The sequence below is a fragment of the Bacillus sp. RC252 genome (assembly GCF_044909215.1).
Classification (GTDB): Bacteria; Bacillota; Bacilli; order Bacillales; family Bacillaceae_G; genus Bacillus_A; species Bacillus_A mycoides.
The window spans coordinates 35,065-50,769 of sequence record NZ_JBIYDV010000011.1; the positions used below are offsets into that span (position 1 = coordinate 35,065).

Annotated in this window: 17 protein-coding genes and 1 riboswitch; of the genes, 6 read left to right on the forward strand and 11 right to left on the reverse strand. The window is 33.7% G+C overall.

All coding sequences use genetic code 11. The annotated features are described in order from the left end of the window. Positions 1 to 59: 59 nt before the first annotated feature. Positions 60 to 854 (forward strand): ABC transporter substrate-binding protein, encoded by a 795-nt coding sequence (locus ABH960_RS16830; protein WP_002016697.1) that lies wholly within the window; start codon positions 60 to 62, stop codon positions 852 to 854. A 93-nt stretch (positions 855 to 947) separates the two neighbouring features. Beyond that, positions 948 to 1,640 carry an amino acid ABC transporter permease gene (locus ABH960_RS16835; RefSeq protein ID WP_404446835.1) on the forward strand — a complete coding sequence of 231 codons (693 nt, stop codon included), beginning with the start codon at positions 948 to 950 and terminating at the stop codon, positions 1,638 to 1,640. A 50-nt stretch (positions 1,641 to 1,690) separates the two neighbouring features. Here ABH960_RS16835 and desB read toward each other — a convergent pair whose 3' ends face one another. After that, positions 1,691 to 2,776 (reverse strand): Delta(10) desaturase DesB, encoded by a 1,086-nt coding sequence (gene desB / locus ABH960_RS16840; protein ID WP_404446837.1) that lies wholly within the window; start codon positions 2,774 to 2,776, stop codon positions 1,691 to 1,693. 578 nt (positions 2,777 to 3,354) lie between these two features. Here desB and ABH960_RS16845 point away from each other — a divergent pair. Together ABH960_RS16845 and ABH960_RS16850 are read left to right on the forward strand one after the other, a co-directional pair. After that, the gene (locus tag ABH960_RS16845; protein WP_404446840.1) at positions 3,355 to 4,881 is read left to right on the forward strand and encodes an FAD-dependent oxidoreductase; all 1,527 of its coding nucleotides are present in this window, start codon (positions 3,355 to 3,357) and stop codon (positions 4,879 to 4,881) included. 142 nt (positions 4,882 to 5,023) lie between these two features. Beyond that, positions 5,024 to 6,325, forward strand: a complete 1,302-nt coding sequence (locus ABH960_RS16850; protein WP_002016702.1) for an MFS transporter — start codon at positions 5,024 to 5,026, stop codon at positions 6,323 to 6,325. Between the two features lie 13 nt (positions 6,326 to 6,338). On the opposite strand, the gene ABH960_RS16855 is transcribed toward ABH960_RS16850, so the two are convergent. Together ABH960_RS16855 and ABH960_RS16860 are read right to left on the reverse strand one after the other, a co-directional pair. Further along, a complete protein-coding gene (locus tag ABH960_RS16855; RefSeq protein ID WP_404446843.1) occupies positions 6,339 to 7,064 on the reverse strand; it encodes a nucleotidyltransferase domain-containing protein in 726 nt (241 codons plus the stop codon). A 113-nt stretch (positions 7,065 to 7,177) separates the two neighbouring features. Continuing rightward, positions 7,178 to 8,287 carry a PRK06851 family protein gene (locus ABH960_RS16860; RefSeq protein ID WP_404446846.1) on the reverse strand — a complete coding sequence of 370 codons (1,110 nt, stop codon included), beginning with the start codon at positions 8,285 to 8,287 and terminating at the stop codon, positions 7,178 to 7,180. A 149-nt stretch (positions 8,288 to 8,436) separates the two neighbouring features. After that, a riboswitch (SAM riboswitch) is annotated at positions 8,437 to 8,549 on the forward strand. An 85-nt stretch (positions 8,550 to 8,634) separates the two neighbouring features. On the opposite strand from ABH960_RS16860, the gene ABH960_RS16865 reads away from it, so the two are divergent. Further along, positions 8,635 to 9,267: a cyclase family protein gene (locus ABH960_RS16865; RefSeq protein WP_002091277.1), complete on the forward strand. Its 633-nt coding sequence runs from the start codon at positions 8,635 to 8,637 to the stop codon at positions 9,265 to 9,267. A 24-nt stretch (positions 9,268 to 9,291) separates the two neighbouring features. Here ABH960_RS16865 and ABH960_RS16870 read toward each other — a convergent pair whose 3' ends face one another. From ABH960_RS16870 to ABH960_RS16905, 8 genes are all read right to left on the reverse strand, one after another. Beyond that, on the reverse strand, positions 9,292 to 9,675 hold the full coding sequence (locus ABH960_RS16870; protein ID WP_033708170.1) for a hypothetical protein: 384 nt from the start codon (positions 9,673 to 9,675) through the stop codon (positions 9,292 to 9,294). A gap of 229 nt (positions 9,676 to 9,904) precedes the next feature. Beyond that, positions 9,905 to 11,131, reverse strand: a complete 1,227-nt coding sequence (locus ABH960_RS16875; protein WP_404446850.1) for an ATP-binding protein — start codon at positions 11,129 to 11,131, stop codon at positions 9,905 to 9,907. 143 nt (positions 11,132 to 11,274) lie between these two features. Then, a complete protein-coding gene (locus ABH960_RS16880) occupies positions 11,275 to 12,540 on the reverse strand; it encodes an S-adenosylmethionine decarboxylase related protein (protein ID WP_404446853.1) in 1,266 nt (421 codons plus the stop codon). 232 nt (positions 12,541 to 12,772) lie between these two features. Then, on the reverse strand, positions 12,773 to 13,441 hold the full coding sequence (locus tag ABH960_RS16885) for an LSm family protein (RefSeq protein WP_002016710.1): 669 nt from the start codon (positions 13,439 to 13,441) through the stop codon (positions 12,773 to 12,775). 14 nt (positions 13,442 to 13,455) lie between these two features. Further along, complete coding sequence (locus tag ABH960_RS16890) at positions 13,456 to 13,596, reverse strand: hypothetical protein (protein WP_219300418.1); 141 nt, start codon at positions 13,594 to 13,596, stop codon at positions 13,456 to 13,458. A 24-nt stretch (positions 13,597 to 13,620) separates the two neighbouring features. Next, positions 13,621 to 14,070 carry a spore coat protein gene (locus ABH960_RS16895; protein ID WP_113938009.1) on the reverse strand — a complete coding sequence of 150 codons (450 nt, stop codon included), beginning with the start codon at positions 14,068 to 14,070 and terminating at the stop codon, positions 13,621 to 13,623. 20 nt (positions 14,071 to 14,090) lie between these two features. Next, positions 14,091 to 14,600, reverse strand: coding sequence for a spore coat protein (locus tag ABH960_RS16900; protein WP_113938010.1), 510 nt, complete (start codon positions 14,598 to 14,600; stop codon positions 14,091 to 14,093). Positions 14,601 to 14,848: 248 nt separating this feature from the next. Next, positions 14,849 to 15,088: a helix-turn-helix domain-containing protein gene (locus ABH960_RS16905; protein ID WP_002010190.1), complete on the reverse strand. Its 240-nt coding sequence runs from the start codon at positions 15,086 to 15,088 to the stop codon at positions 14,849 to 14,851. Positions 15,089 to 15,269: 181 nt separating this feature from the next. Between ABH960_RS16905 and ABH960_RS16910 the strand changes: the two genes are divergently transcribed. Next, the gene (locus ABH960_RS16910) at positions 15,270 to 15,638 is read left to right on the forward strand and encodes a hypothetical protein (protein ID WP_016103223.1); all 369 of its coding nucleotides are present in this window, start codon (positions 15,270 to 15,272) and stop codon (positions 15,636 to 15,638) included. The last annotated feature ends 67 nt before the right edge of the window (positions 15,639 to 15,705 follow it).

Genomic DNA, 15,705 nt, shown 5'->3' on the forward strand with positions numbered 1-15,705 from the left:
AAAATATCTCAGTAACATACTTAAAACCATCCGTATGATCAATATATAGGAGGGGTTTTATGAAAAGAAAACTATTAACCATTGTTGCGAGTATTACATTATGTACATCCTTCATACTAGGAGCCTGTAGTAAGGAAAGTGCTACTACTTCTTCAAATGGTGAAAAAGAATTTCGTTATGCGATGAGTGGCTTATATAAACCTTTTAACTATAAAGAAAATGATGGAAAGCTTGCCGGTTTTGATGTGGAAATTGGTGAGGCACTTGCGAAAAAAATGAATATGAAACCCACTCCTATTACAAATCCATGGGAAACGCTAATTCAAGGTCTACAATCGAAAAAATATGATGCTATATTGGGCAGTATGGCAATTACAGAAGAACGCTTAAAAGCTGTTAGTTTCTCCAATCCTTATTATCGCTCTGGTGCCCAAATTTTTGTGGCTAAAAAGAATACATCTATCTCTTCTCCAGAAGATTTGAAAGGTAAGAAAATTGGTGTTGTAAAAGCTAGTACCTTTAAAGACCTTGTTGCAAAACATACAGATCAAATCACAGAATATGATAGCGATATTACTGCACTTATGGACTTAGAGCCTGGACGTATTGATGCAGTAATCACTGATCAAATGGTCGGTTTACGTATGATCAAAGAAGGTAAATCAAATATAAAAGAAGCTGGAAAACCATTAAATCTTGATGAAATGGGAATTGCTATTCGTAAAGATGATAAAGAAATGGTTGAGAAAGTAAATAAAGCTTTAGATGAAATCATTAAAGATGGTACGTATGAAAAGATCAGTAAAAAATGGTTTGGGCGTAATATTCTCGGTGAAGAGGAAAAAACGAAGTAAATTAGCTAGTCAAATGTTTCATACATTATGCCCCACTTTTTATGTGGGGTATTTCATTCCCTACTAAAATCCATACAATATGAGGTGACACATATGTTTGAAATTTTTATGTCTACTTATCCCACACTCTTAAAGGCTACTATTGTCACATTACAATTAACATTAACATCCCTATTACTTGGTTCACTAATTGGATTACTATTCGCTTTTTTTCGAATCTCTAACAATAAGATTTTAAATAGTATTGCTTATGTATATATCGCCATTATTCGTGGTACACCTTTAATTGTTCAAATTGCCATTCTCTATTTCGGTATTACATCGATTATTGTCTTCACTCCTTTTTGGGCAGGAGCAATTGCTTTAGCAATCCATAACGGTGCATATATTACTGAAATTTTCCGCGGATCCATTCAGTCCGTTGACCGTGGACAATTGGAAGCTGCTCGCTCTTTAGGTATGCCTTACCCTTTAGCTATGCGCCGAATTATATTACCACAAGCATTTCGTCTGTCTCTTCCCCCTCTAGGGAACCAATTTATTATTGGATTAAAAGATTCTTCTCTTGTTGCTTACGTAGGATTGTCCGAATTATGGGGATCAGGTTTATCAATTGCTGCAAGTAACTTCCAACAATTAGATACATACATAATTGTTGGTTTATATTACCTCGTACTTGTTCTTCTATTTACTTATTTTGTTAATCTTTTAGAAAAACGACTTCAACGAAAAGAAAATAACTCTGTCCAGGTCAAGACGAAGAACAAGAAAGAAGTCTCTTTATAACAAAAAGCAAGCTCTAAGAGAGCTTGCTTTTTCATCGTAAAATATGTCTATTATTGATTTACTTTTTTTATAGTCTCTTTTTCCTCTATATGTTCCTCACGATATGAAATATTATGAGGATCCAATCCATTTCCTAAAGAACCATAGAAATGCTCCCTATGCGGATCAACTAATTCACTTCCGTGATAATACACACGTGGTGTATTCCAAAGTGCTGCCAAAGCTTTTGTCATCGGCATTTCGTGATAGCGTTCCGGCCACATTTCTTTAATTTTATCTTTTACTAATGGATAGTATTTAGAACTCATAGCAGGAAACAGATGATGTTCTGTATGGTATGAGAAATTGAAATGTAAAACGTCTACCCAGCGCGGTACTGTTACTGATAAACAGTTTGCTAAAGGATCATTTACTGGAACAATAGGATTTAAGCGGTGATTTGTTGCGATATACGCCATTACAATAAAGTTAGCAATTAACAACGGAATCACGTATGCAAAGAACCACTTTGTAGGTCCCATAATAAACAATAAACTAATCCAAACTGTCCAGGGCAAAAGAAGTTGAAGCCATACAGATTTTTGATTGGATGACTTAAATTCTTTTATAAAATGAAAGAACATTCGAGTCGAATGTAACGTAAATTGAATTGTTAGTGACAGGAAACTAAAGAATGAACGTACATGAAGAGGCATGCGATATACCCAACTCAAAAACTTACTCTTTTTCAGTTTCTCAAATGTCGGCCATGCATCTGGATCATTCTCTTCATGCTGTGTGTGAACATGATGCGTTGCATTATGCCACTTTCTCCAAAGTTTTGGGCCAGTTGCTAATGGCATAAATGCTATCGCACCTAAAAAATCACGAAGCCATGCCTTTCTTACAACTGTTCCATGTAAAATTTCATGTCCTAAAAATCCAAGTGAAGCAAAACATAATCCAAGAACAATTGCAATTCCTAGATTTGCCCACACATTCAATTCAAATACACCGATCGTTATTAAACCAGCCAATGCCACAAGTAAATAAGCCAGTCCACCAAATAATCGATTAGGAACTGGTTTAAATGCTTTTTTCGGCAAATGTGGTGCTACACGTGCTGCATACCACCCAAACGTATGAAGCTCCTTCATCCTTTTGCCCCTTTCTTATGCCGCGCCCCGCGCAACTTGCATATATCAATTCTTGCTTCCAGATTGATTTTACTACGTGATCCAAAAAGCATTTATCATAAGGAAAATATACTCACTCTATCGTCACTTAATTTTCGCTTTTATTATCAATGAAAAACATTTCTCTTTTTACTCTCTATCAACCTTTCCACATGATGAATCATAACAATAGAATTTCTATATTGTCAACAACTTTTATGACCTAGTAATAAAAGTTGGTTATATTTTTATAATTATACTTTATTTCACTAAAGAAAAAGCATAGATTTCATAAGGCTTTATCAGGTATATATACATATCCACTTAAACAACATAGACTCTATCTTATTCAAGAACTCTCTATGTAATCAACAAATGGAATCACTTGAATTTAGCTTTATATAAATCCTACTTCTTCATACTGCCCCAATAAAATAATTATATTAAAATATTTTTTCTTTCATTTAGTAAGAATAGAACGCTACGAAAACAACATACATGAATTCCATATAATATGGAAATGTTAAAAGGAAAATTGTTCTAATTTGGAGGTTTTCAAAATGACAGATGACACATTTCCGCAGTTACCATCATCCTATTGGATTGAATCTACTCAATTTCCTACTTTTCCTCATTTATCCGAAAATATAAAGACAGAAGTTGCTGTTATCGGAGCTGGTATTACAGGCATTACCACCGCCTATTTACTCGCTAAAGAAGGAATGAAAGTCGTTTTAATTGATTCTGGTTCTGTTTTAAATGGAACAACTGGGCATACAACCGCAAAAGTAACAGCTCAACATGATCTTATTTATGATGAATTAATAAACAATTTTGGTGTTGAAAAAGCCAGGCTTTACTACGAATCAAATAGTAAAGCTCTACAATTCATAAACGAGACTGTACAAACATATAAAATCGACTGTAATTTCACAAATGAAGATTCGTATTTATATACAACTACCAATAATGGCCTGCAAAATTTAACGAAAGAATATGAAGCCTATCAAAAATTAAATATTCCTTGTGACTATGTTCAATCCCTGTCGATTCCTATTCCCGTACAATCTGCACTTGTGATGAAAAATCAAGCGCAATTCCATCCCCTCCTTTATTTAAAAACACTTTTAGAAAAGTTTGTGGAAATGGGCGGAAAAGTTTATGAGCAAACAACAGCCATTGATGTGGAAAAAGGAGATTATCCACAAGTTATTACAAAGGGTGACCATCGCATCACTTGTAAATATATTGTCTCTTGTTCACATTTTCCTTTTTATGATGCTAATAGCTTTTTCTTTACGCGAATGTACGCAGAACGCTCCTATGCCCTCGCAATAAAAGCAAAAACGGATTATCCAGGGGGCATGTATTTAAGTATCGATGATCCAAAACGCTCCATACGTTATACGACAAGCAATGGAGAAAAGTTGATATTGATTGGCGGAGAGAGCCATAAAACAGGTCAAGGAATTAATACGATGCTTCATTATGATGCACTATATTCCTTTGCTGAATCTACTTTTGGAGTAGATGAAATTCCTTATAGATGGTCAGCGCAAGATTTAATCACGCTAGATAAACTCCCTTATATCGGACATATTAACGAAAGGAATCCAAATATATTTGTGGCAACTGGATATCGTAAATGGGGAATGACGACTGGAACTGCAGCAGCTCATTTACTGAAGGACTCCATTCTAAAAGTCCACAGTCCATATAAAGAACTGTTTGCACCATCACGCTTTCATGCAAATCCGGATATAAAAACTTTCCTCTCTCAGAACATTGATGTTGCTAAACACTTAATTGAAGGAAAAATTGAAACCGCATTACGTAAGCCAGAAAATCTTGAAGTTGGCGAGGGTTCTGTTGTACATGTCAACGGTAAACGAGCAGGTGCTTATAAAGATAAAGAAGGAAAATTACATATCGTCGATACAACTTGCACACACCTCGGCTGTGAAGTTGAATGGAATAGCGGTGATTGTACTTGGGATTGCCCTTGTCACGGTTCCCGTTTTTCAATTGATGGAGATGTTATGGAAGGTCCAGCAGATCAACCATTAAAGCGAGTTGATAACGAATAAAAAAACAAAGAAGTTCAACGGGAATCCTGTTGAACTTTTTTATTTTTCATGACACCTTTTCATATAAATTTCGACATACGCAGGGAAATATTAACATTAAATAAAATAATATATTCATCTACAAATAAAAGGAGTGAATACTATGCAACCTTCTGCTCCACCTCATCTAGAATCTACAGAAACTATCTTTTCAAGTTCTATTACAAAACTTGTTGTTTTTATTTGTTGGCTAGCCATTCTAGCTGACGGATATGATTTAGGTATTTACGGCGCCGTTCTGCCAAAGCTCCTAGAAGACAAAAGCTGGGCACTATCACCAGCCCACGCTGGAACAATTGCCAGCTATGCTTTATTTGGGATGTTTATTGGTGCTATTCTAGTTGGAACCATTACAGATCTAATTGGACGAAAATGGACACTTATATGCTGTTTAGCCCTTTTTTCTATAACAATGGGCTTAGCTGCAATTGCTCCTTCTCCTGAATTATTTGGGTTATCTCGATTTATCGGAGGAATCGGATTAGGCGGTGTTATCCCAACGGCTTCAGCACTTACTGTTGAATATTCACCAAAAAAACGGCAATCTTTTATTTATGCTCTTATGTTTACCGGCTATCCTTTAGGTATCGTGTTAGGCGCTATTTTATCCATGTTTATGCTAGAAGATTTCGGATGGAGAATTATGTTTGGCATCGGAATGATTCCGCTACTCCTCATTCCTTTCATTATTCGTTATTTACCTGAGTCCATTCAATTTTTATTATCGCGAAATCGACAAGAAGAAGTGAATAAAATTCTTAATCGCTTTCAAATTGAATTCCATGTAAAAGATGAAATTCCTGAAACACCATCTAATATACAAAAGAAAAATGGATTTCTTACGTTATTCTCAAAAGATTACATAAAAGCAACACTACTTTTTTGGCTCACTTATATAATGGGAATGTTTTTAATATACGGTTTAAATACTTGGCTACCACAGATGATGCGCCAGGCAGGATACCCTCTTGGATCTAGTTTATCATTTCTACTTATACTAAATATTACTGCAGCTATCGGTGCATTATTTGCTGGGGCGATTGCCGATCGTATAGGAGCAAAAATTGTTATTAGTATCTCCTATCTTATGGCAGCCATATGTATTGGACTATTAACAATTAAACCATCTGTTACAATCATTTATCTTTTAATTGGTCTTGCTGGAATTGGATCAGTCGGTATTACTCAAATATTAAATGCTTATGTAACACAATACTTCCCATCACATATACGAGCTACCTCCTTAGGCTGGGGACTTGGACTTGGCCGAGTTGGTGCGATTGCTGGCCCTATTCTTGTCGGTATTATTATGACAATGCAATATGACTTGGCGTGGAATTTTTACTTATTCTCCTTTGCAGGTCTTATCGCAGCTATATCTGTTTTCTTTATTCCTACAAAATAAAGTGAAACTTTAATCAGCCCTTACCAATCCCTAATCCCTTTTCAATCCCTTTCACGTATTGCTGATAATAATCAATTTGTTCTTCTAAAAATTGATTTAACGCCTGAACTTTCAATCCAACATCTAATTCCGTACCCGCTTTTTTCTTTACTAACAACTTTTCAATTTCATTCAATACACTAGGCTCTACTGATAGTTCCATAATTAACCGGTCAAATTCTACTGGGGGCAATGTCCCTTTCTCTTCTAACCATTTACAAGCTAAAATAGGACGTAATACGTAAAAGTACTTTTTCAACTTTACATTTTCACCTTGTAAAAATTCACGATAGTTTTTTGAAGCCATATGTAAGTAATGATATATCGTTGATTTCGGATTAAAATCCTTTTCACTCATTTGCTGAAGCTGCTCTGGAAGGTTCGAGTTTTCCGAATAAAAAATCGGCGATCGAATCCATTCGAGTAACGCTGGATTTGACTTTGCAAACAGTTGCAAAGCCTTTTTAATATCCCAACCACTTATGTCTAAATCATCACTAATTGGATATTCGATTACATCACGCTTATCATGGATTGATAAATACCATTCTACAGGGTGTATATAAACAAACCTAACATCATAATCACTATCTTTCGATGGAAACCCCCACGCCCGACTCCCTGATTCCACAGCGAATAAAATTTTCACACCATTCTCTTTTTCAATTCGCTCTAGTTCTAATTCAATTTTCTCTCTCATTTCATACCATCTCCATTTTTTGATTATTTCCCTGGGAATTCGACAAATATACGACTAATTTTACTATATACCAAAACAGCTGTCAGACAATTTCTGACAGCTCAATAAAGCACCTATTTTTTATTTTCAATTACAGTAGCAGTAATTCGTTCAAACTCTTTTTGAATTTCCTCTTTATATGCATCCACTTTTGAAAAATCCATAGCAGCAATATAAATTCGTTCTAATTTATCACGAACTGATTTTGCTTTTGCTAAGAAAGACATTGCCTCATTCATTTTTGCTTTATATTGAATGGAAACGTCACGAATTTCTGTAGCATACTTCTCATCCGTCCCCGGTTTAACAATAAGAGCATACATATCTATAATCTCATCACCTTCGCGACTTGGAAAATATTCATGTGGTGCGGTACTATCAAAAATTGCAAATCCTAATTCTCTTACGATAACCATATCAAGACTATTCGGGTCAAATCCGCAATGATATACTTCAACGTCAAAACCTTTTTCTTCTGCTGCCTTCGATAACTTTTTGAGCATTGTTGATTTTCCAGAGCCCGGGCGTCCTTTTATAAAATAACGATGTGGTAACCCTTCTGTTAAATTAGGAACAAAATCAACTGCTCCTTTCGGTGTAGCAGCTCCTAAAAAACGATGTTTCACAATCGATTGTTCTCCCTTTTTATCTGCAAATAATTTCTGAATTAGCTGATCTGTTAGTTCATTTGCTTTATTAAAATCAATGTTATTAATATATATTTTCTCCCACTCATCATGTATAACTAATGCCTCTTTAAAACATCCGTAAGCAGATTTGAAAGCCTTTCCCGCTTCTAATACAAACCGTTCAATTTCTAACTTCTGCTTTCTTAATTTATCTGAGTCCCAAGCAACTCCTAAATTTATATACTCTTCAATAACTCCTGGCATTTTCGGCTCAATAACATGCGGTGATGTTCCATCAACAATTCCTATTTTTAATTTCGGAATAATCACTCCATCAACTGACTTATTATCAGAAGAACAATGCAAAAGTTCAATATCATATCCTTTTTCAACCCATTCACGACCTATTGCCTTAATTAAAGAAGATTTTCCCGTTCCTGGACCACCCTTTAAAATAAACAACCTATCTAGCCCTTTTAAATTCTCTTCGTATAAATTATGAAATCCTCTAGCTGTATTGCCACCAGCATAATAATTTAATACATTCCCTGTCACTGCACTCACTCCTTCGCAACAGTCTACTTACATAAGCTACAATATGCGAGCAACTTTATTTGGGTGAACACCTAATTTGTATTGCACGAAAAAAGGAAATGAATTACAATTTAAATATCACAAACATTCCGAATTTAAAACCGAATAAACCTTTATCAAGAGAGGCAGAGGGACCGGTCCTTTGAAGCCCAGCAACCTCAGTTTATGCAAACTGAATAGGTGCTAATTCCTGCAAAATGCATTGCATTTTGGAAGATAAAACTCAACTAGTATGTAAAGCTCATCTTTCTTGATTATGAAGGATGGGCTTTTTATTATTTGAAAAAAATATATTGGAGGTATGTAAAATGAAAGTAATTGATCTATCACAAACGTTTGAAAATAATATGTCTCAATTTCCTGGAACACCAAAAATCCAACTAGAAGCCATTACAAGCGTTGAAGAAACAGGTTATCAAGTTACGAATTTTCATTCTGTCGTTCATGTTGGTACGCATTGTGATGCGCCTGCTCATTTCATTTCAGGCGCAACCACTATTGATCAATTACCCCTAAATCAATTTGTAGGCGAAGCTGTTCTTATCGATGTGACTCATGTTCAAGAGCGAAAATTACCTAAGGAAGTATTACATACTGTCGACATAAAAGAAGGCGATATTGTCATTTTCCATTCCAATCTATCTAATAAATGGAATACCGAAGCTTATGAGAAAGAAGCGTTTTATCTTTCCGAAGAATTAGCTGAGGAACTAGTTCAATTAAAAGTAAAATCTGTCGGTTTAGATTTTATTTCTCCTGATGAGGTAACGACAGAAACATCACCGATTCATCACATACTGTTAGGAAATAATATTTACTTAATTGAAAACTTAACAAACTTAGATGCCATTAAAGCGAAACGATTCTTTTTCTCAGCAGCACCTTTAAAAATTAAAAATAGTGACGGTGCTTTCGCAAGGGCATTCGCTGTTATTTTTTAAACATGGTCTACAAAAAAGCAAAGATCACTTTTGACCTTTGCTTTTATATTTTTTATTTAAGTTAAAAAAGAATTGCTCCACCCTTGGTCGTATCCAAGCCAAATAATCTTTATCTTTCTTCTTTGTACAAGCTATCTCTTCTCCATCTACCATTTCGACAAGTTCTAGCTCTAACAGTTGCCTCGTAAATGCTACCATATTTACTTCTTCTGCTGGATATTCTTCTTTTAATTTCTCCTCAATTTCTCCCAATAAAAAACCGTCACGCATCATTGCTAGTGCATCAATCCAAAGTGGCGGCATTTCATATGTCTCTCCTGTAATCGTATCTTTTACAATATAGTTCTTTTGCTCTTTTCGAAATTGAATCGTGTGTAAACATACAGTCGAATTTAATGTTAATTCCATCATACCACCCCTTTCATCATATCCGCATAGAAAAAAGGATGCGCGTGCACCCCTTCTTTTCTTTTCATAACACTACTGAACCGTTACATGAGCTAAAAGCTCTATGTCGATATTTTCCTCCATTATAAACGAAGTTTTTTATAAAAAAAACCCTTCTTGAAACATTTTATAAAATGTTTATATTTACACAACAAGAACACTTTTCTGAAAAGTAATTTCGTCTAATGTACTACACTGTTGGTAAATAAATTTCCACTTTCGTTCCTATCCCCATACTACTTTCAATCACGATACTCCCTTGATGTTCTTCAATAATTTTATATGTAATCATTAATCCAAGACCTGTACCATTCTCTTTTGTTGTATAAAAAGCTTTTCCGATCTTTTCTATTTTCTCATTTTCTATCCCAAGACCTTGATCTTCAACAGAAATACACAAGTTCTCTCCAGCTTTTTCATATGCCAGAATCTGAATATTTCCGCCTCCTGGCATCGATTCAATTCCATTTTTGATGATGTTTAACAACACTTGTTTTAATTGCTTATCATCACCATTTATAACGGGTAAATTTCCATCTACTTGCAAATTAAATTTCACTTTATATTGAGTCGCATAGCTTTCCATTAACTGTACAACATATAAAAGGATTTCCCCTATATTACACCATTCATAATTTGTTGGTTTCGGTTTTCCTAATAACATCAATTCACTAACAAACCCATTAATTCTCTCAATTTCTTGCAGCATAATCTCATAGCTCATCGTATCTTCAGGATTTCTTTCTTTTTGAATTTGTGTAAATCCTTTTAAAGCTGTTAATGGATTTCGAATTTCATGAGCGATTGTTGTAGACATAGTCCCAATAACCGCTAAATTTTCTGTCTCTTTCATACTGTTCATCATCTCAATAACTGTCCTTACATAAGATTGAAATCTCTTTAATAAAGAATGCGAAATGATGAAAAAGAATATACATAATACAAGCGGAATCACAACTTTTACATCTTGTAATATCAAAGTAAAAAATACATATTTTCCAATTACACTACAGGAAACGAAATAAAAATATTTTCTGTTCACGAAAATCGGTGCAAATAAAATTAAAAATATTTCAACCATATTTCCATTTTCAAAAACACGATCACTGTGTAAATAAATCATTAAGTTATTAATAAGATCAATAAGCATGTACCCAATTAAAAATAAGTATTTCACAAAATATACATAACCTTGTTTTTGAAGATATATTGAAATAGGAAATAAAGATATTACTAATATATATACACCTATTCCCATACCACCTTCTGGCCACCCTACCCTTGCTTCATTAATATTCATAGCGGGATAAACAAAATAATAGATAACGTCATATAAAAAGAATATAATATAGAATAATAATATAAATACTTTTAAAGCTCCTCTTTCTTCATAAATCAAGCTCTTGTATTTGTTCATATAAAAACTCCTCTTGATCAATACCAAAAAACATTTCAAGTGTTATCTCTTTAAATTATAATTATGAAATTGCTTTCAGGGCAACATGTAACCTTCTAATACTAAAAGGAAGGAGATACAGCTCCTTCCTTTTCAGTTACAATTTATATCCATCTTACCCTATCATTTAGCAATCCATCTGTGAAATTATTATGTCCTACTACAAAATCCTTCATATATAAATTTAAATATTCCCCATACTTACTTTCAGTATTTAATAATAATTCTTCTACATAATAAGCGCCTTGTCCAAAAGTATCTAACAGTAAACTACATAAGCCAGCATAAATTCCACACCCTACTTGGAAGTACGTCGCATTTGTTTTATATTTTTGAAAAACTTGGCTACTATTCATTACATTATACATGTATGTCTCATTATGTTCATAAACGAGCAACACACCGACTAAATCTTCTCCTATAATATCATCTTCTGCTGGATTAAATACTTTACGATTCCAATTCCATAAATCTTCCACTTTATCTAAGTTCTGTCTAATTAAGTTTGTTGTATACTCATTGATCCGATAAAGAAAACCCACTTCCATATTAAAAGATTTCCCTAAAATTAAAACTTCTTCATGTGGCATTAAGCAACCATAAAATTCTTTTTCACCTAACTTTACTTTATACTCTGAAGCATATACATCCTCATAAAAGTAAAGTGGACGATGATGACTCATATACATAGGATAACTCCATATCGCTTCATCAAGAAAACGCTCAACTGCCCATGATGCATAAAGTGTATGAGGTTTTATAAGCTCTTTATCATTCAAAAATGAAGTATCATGTTCTACAATATAGCATGCTCGCGGCTTTTCATTTGGACGTTCTTTCATAAGCTCAACAACCATCCATTGAACAACACCAGGATTCATACCTGAGCCTATAATCGCTCTTGTATTTGTAAATGTTTCTTTCTCCTTCTCAAACCTCGTATACCTTTCCGTAAGCTGAAAACCAAGTAAACTATCGTCTTGATCTACTGCCTCATTTTCCAAAGCCGAATTAATATAACAAATGCCAAGGTCATTACAACAACTCAGTACCCTAATTGTATCTGCACCTGAAACATCAATAACAACCTTCGTTCTTTTTTCCTTTAAATGATGTTTAAATTTGACTACATCTTGAAGGTTTATTTCATATAAAAAAAATTGCTCTTTCAAATTTGGAAACAACTCATCATAATAACTTTTATCTTTTTGTTTTATATCCACCAAATGGAAGTTCACATTCTTTATCACTTCATAAATTGGATCTTTTTCATTTACTACCGCTTGATTCAAAATTGCTAACACTGCTTTTGCTGCTCCACCAGCACTTCCAAGTAATGTAATCGAAAACGAATTTGGAAACTGCTCCACAAACAAAACCCCTTTAATAAAGTAGTTGAGCAGCTCTTCCTCAAAAAGTGAGTTGAATACACCAAAAGGTAGCTCGTACACCTTTAGTACAAGATTGCCCCTTCAAAGATCACACTAACATACCTATATGATATTCAATTCATTTTCCCCTCATATCCAAATCGAATTAAACAAATAGGCTCGACCTTTTCTTCCCTATATATAAAAGAAAAAGCCAGCCCTTTCAACTAGCCTACGGACAATGGACAGATTTCACATGTTGAATATTCACGTACATTTTTGCGTCACGTGCTTTTAATATTTCAATATGCCCTTCATCAATTTTCGTCATCTTTCCGATTTTATTAGATTCCTCGCCTAAATCAAACACCATAATTTTCCCTGACATTTTAATAAGCTGTTCTTCAAAAGTTCTAGCTAGAGTAATATTTAATGGATTTACGGGGAGTTCATTTTTATTGAGGGAATAAGGTACTTGGTTCTCTTTATAAGGAATTAACCACTTCAAATGCTTTAAAGATATATATACAGTTTTGTAAACAGGGCTATAAAAAACAATATAATCGTTCATCACACTTGTAACATAACCGTGTATCGGAACATTTCCTGCCACATAAATTTCTGTAAAAATCCCTTTAGATGTGATTAATACTTTTCTCAAAGAAATTGAAGGTGATTCCCTCTTAATTACAGAGTCCACACCAGGCTTTAATATTTCTTCATCATGCTCTCTTAAAAATTTATAATACTGGATATGGTATAAAGATATATATACATAGTCTTGTCCATTGTAAAGAACTACAATATCATTTCCTACATCAATTAATACACCTTTAAATCTTTTTTCACCGATTAATTTAACGTATATATTTTCTCCAATATTTTTGTTTAACTCATTCATCTATATCCTCCTTTCTATAAAATACTACTTTTCCTGCCTTCCATTTCTAAAAAAATAATCAGGGCAATGTTCTGTCTTTTAGTAGTAAGAAATTCTTTTTCATATATCGCTAATAATTGTAGCGAACTATGAAATCGTTCTTCACTTCCAATCATAATGCCCCTCTTATTTATCAAACATTATTCTTCTTCATTCTTTTTACACTTAACTACTTGATTCACACTCTTAATATGATAAATAATCACGTAAATGACTTCATCACCATTTACTAGCGTAATGCATTCATCATGTACTTCACTTAATAAACCTTCCACACACTCTGGTCCACCACGATTAACCTTTATCCACTTATACTTCAGGTCACTTAATACATCTAAAAAAGTATCTTCATCAGAATAGAAACATGAACCATAGTAATCGTCACATTTTGTTTCTTTCACTTTCTTGACTAGACTCTTCACATGTTTCAACTGATAATATACTACTTCTCCATGAGGTAATTGTAGTGTAAGGTAATCTTTCCCCAACGATAAAAGTACACCTACTCGACTTTCCGGCCCGCGCAGATTTACCTTTACATTTTCACCGACTAAACCTTTAATTTGATCACAGCATAATAGACTCTCCAATTTCATATCCTCCTTTCTTATTATCTTCCTCTTCTTGATTGTCTTTGTGCACGAGCTCGACTTGAATCATTGCTACTTTCATCACTTTTCTCATCGCTCTCTCCACATACTGATTCGTTATAACTAACACTTTTAATATGAGCTAGTGCAATTAATATAACTTCCTCTTTTATAATTAACGTTACATAATCACAAGAAACGTCTTGTAAAATGCCTTCAACTTTCTCTGGACCACCACGATTAATTTTTACCCAGCGGTATTTGAAGCTTTGAAGTAGCTTTTCAAAATCTTCTGCACAGTCATATTCCAACCAGCCACAATCATCTGTTACACAATCTTTCGTATTCTTTGTAATACTTTTCAGATGGCGAAGCTGATAGTAATAGCGCTCTCCTTTTTCATTCTTTAATACGAAGTAGTCCGTACACACTGATACTATTGTTCCTTTTTGAGATTCTGGTCCACCTCTGTTTACTCTTACATAAGATCCAATTAAATCTTTCAAAAAATCACAATGAAGTAAACTCACGAGAAAACCCCTTCCATTAATTTATAAGCTTTTGCACTGATAGTATATGTATCTGTACAGGTTATGTTCGCTATGTTTGTCCCCGCTATGAAAAAATATGCTTTTAACTAATAATACTAATCCCTATAAAATCTTCTTTCCCTTAAAGTAACTCTAGAATTTCGTATGACTTTTTCATCCCTTAATATAAAAAGCCCCCGTATTAAGATACATTTCTGCATATCTTAATACGGGGGCTTTTTATAAATTTAATCTTCGTCTTTAACATCCATATCTTCTGGAATTGGTTCATTTAATATTTCTTCCACTAACTGCTTATATTTCTCCATTTGTTCTAAATGTGTATTAAACTGTTCCTTATTTATTAAATATTGCTCTCCATCAAACAATGCACGAACTTTCTTTTGCTGAATTAAGTCTTCAACATACGATTTTGGTAATTTCAAATACTCCGCAGCCTCTTCTATCGTTATATACAATGTGTTCATTCCTTTATTATTTTTTCATATACATAATGTATCTTACTTTATTTTTGTAAACAAATAAAAAAGATTTTGTAAATACAAATTAAAAAGCAGGTAGATGCATTCCATATATTGTATAATAGTATAGTAAGTATTTTTTAAATATAGAATGGTATTACCCATTTACACAAAGGAGAGTTAACATATGGCTACTCGTCACATCATTACAATGTTAGAAAAAACATTACGAGTTGAAACAGAAAACACAATTTCTCATCTATCTAAGTCTTTATCCGATCGTATTCTTTCACAAAGTGCAGCAGTACATGAAAATAATTGTTATCATACGATTGGTGAATGGTACAAAAATCATTTCTTATTCCAACAAGATGATTTCCTTTGGGCTAAATACGTTTTCTATGATGCATATTGTGAAGCTATAAAAAAACAAGGCAATCTTACAAAACGCGTTCGTCAAATATTAGAATCATTAGCTCGACAACATGGAAAACAATATATTGTTTCTATACAAAATATTCCATTTCCTAATGAACAGACAAAAGGGACCGCATAATTTAATAATGGTCCGCACAAACCAACTATAGATTCATTGTTTCCTAGAAAGATTTACAAATAAAATG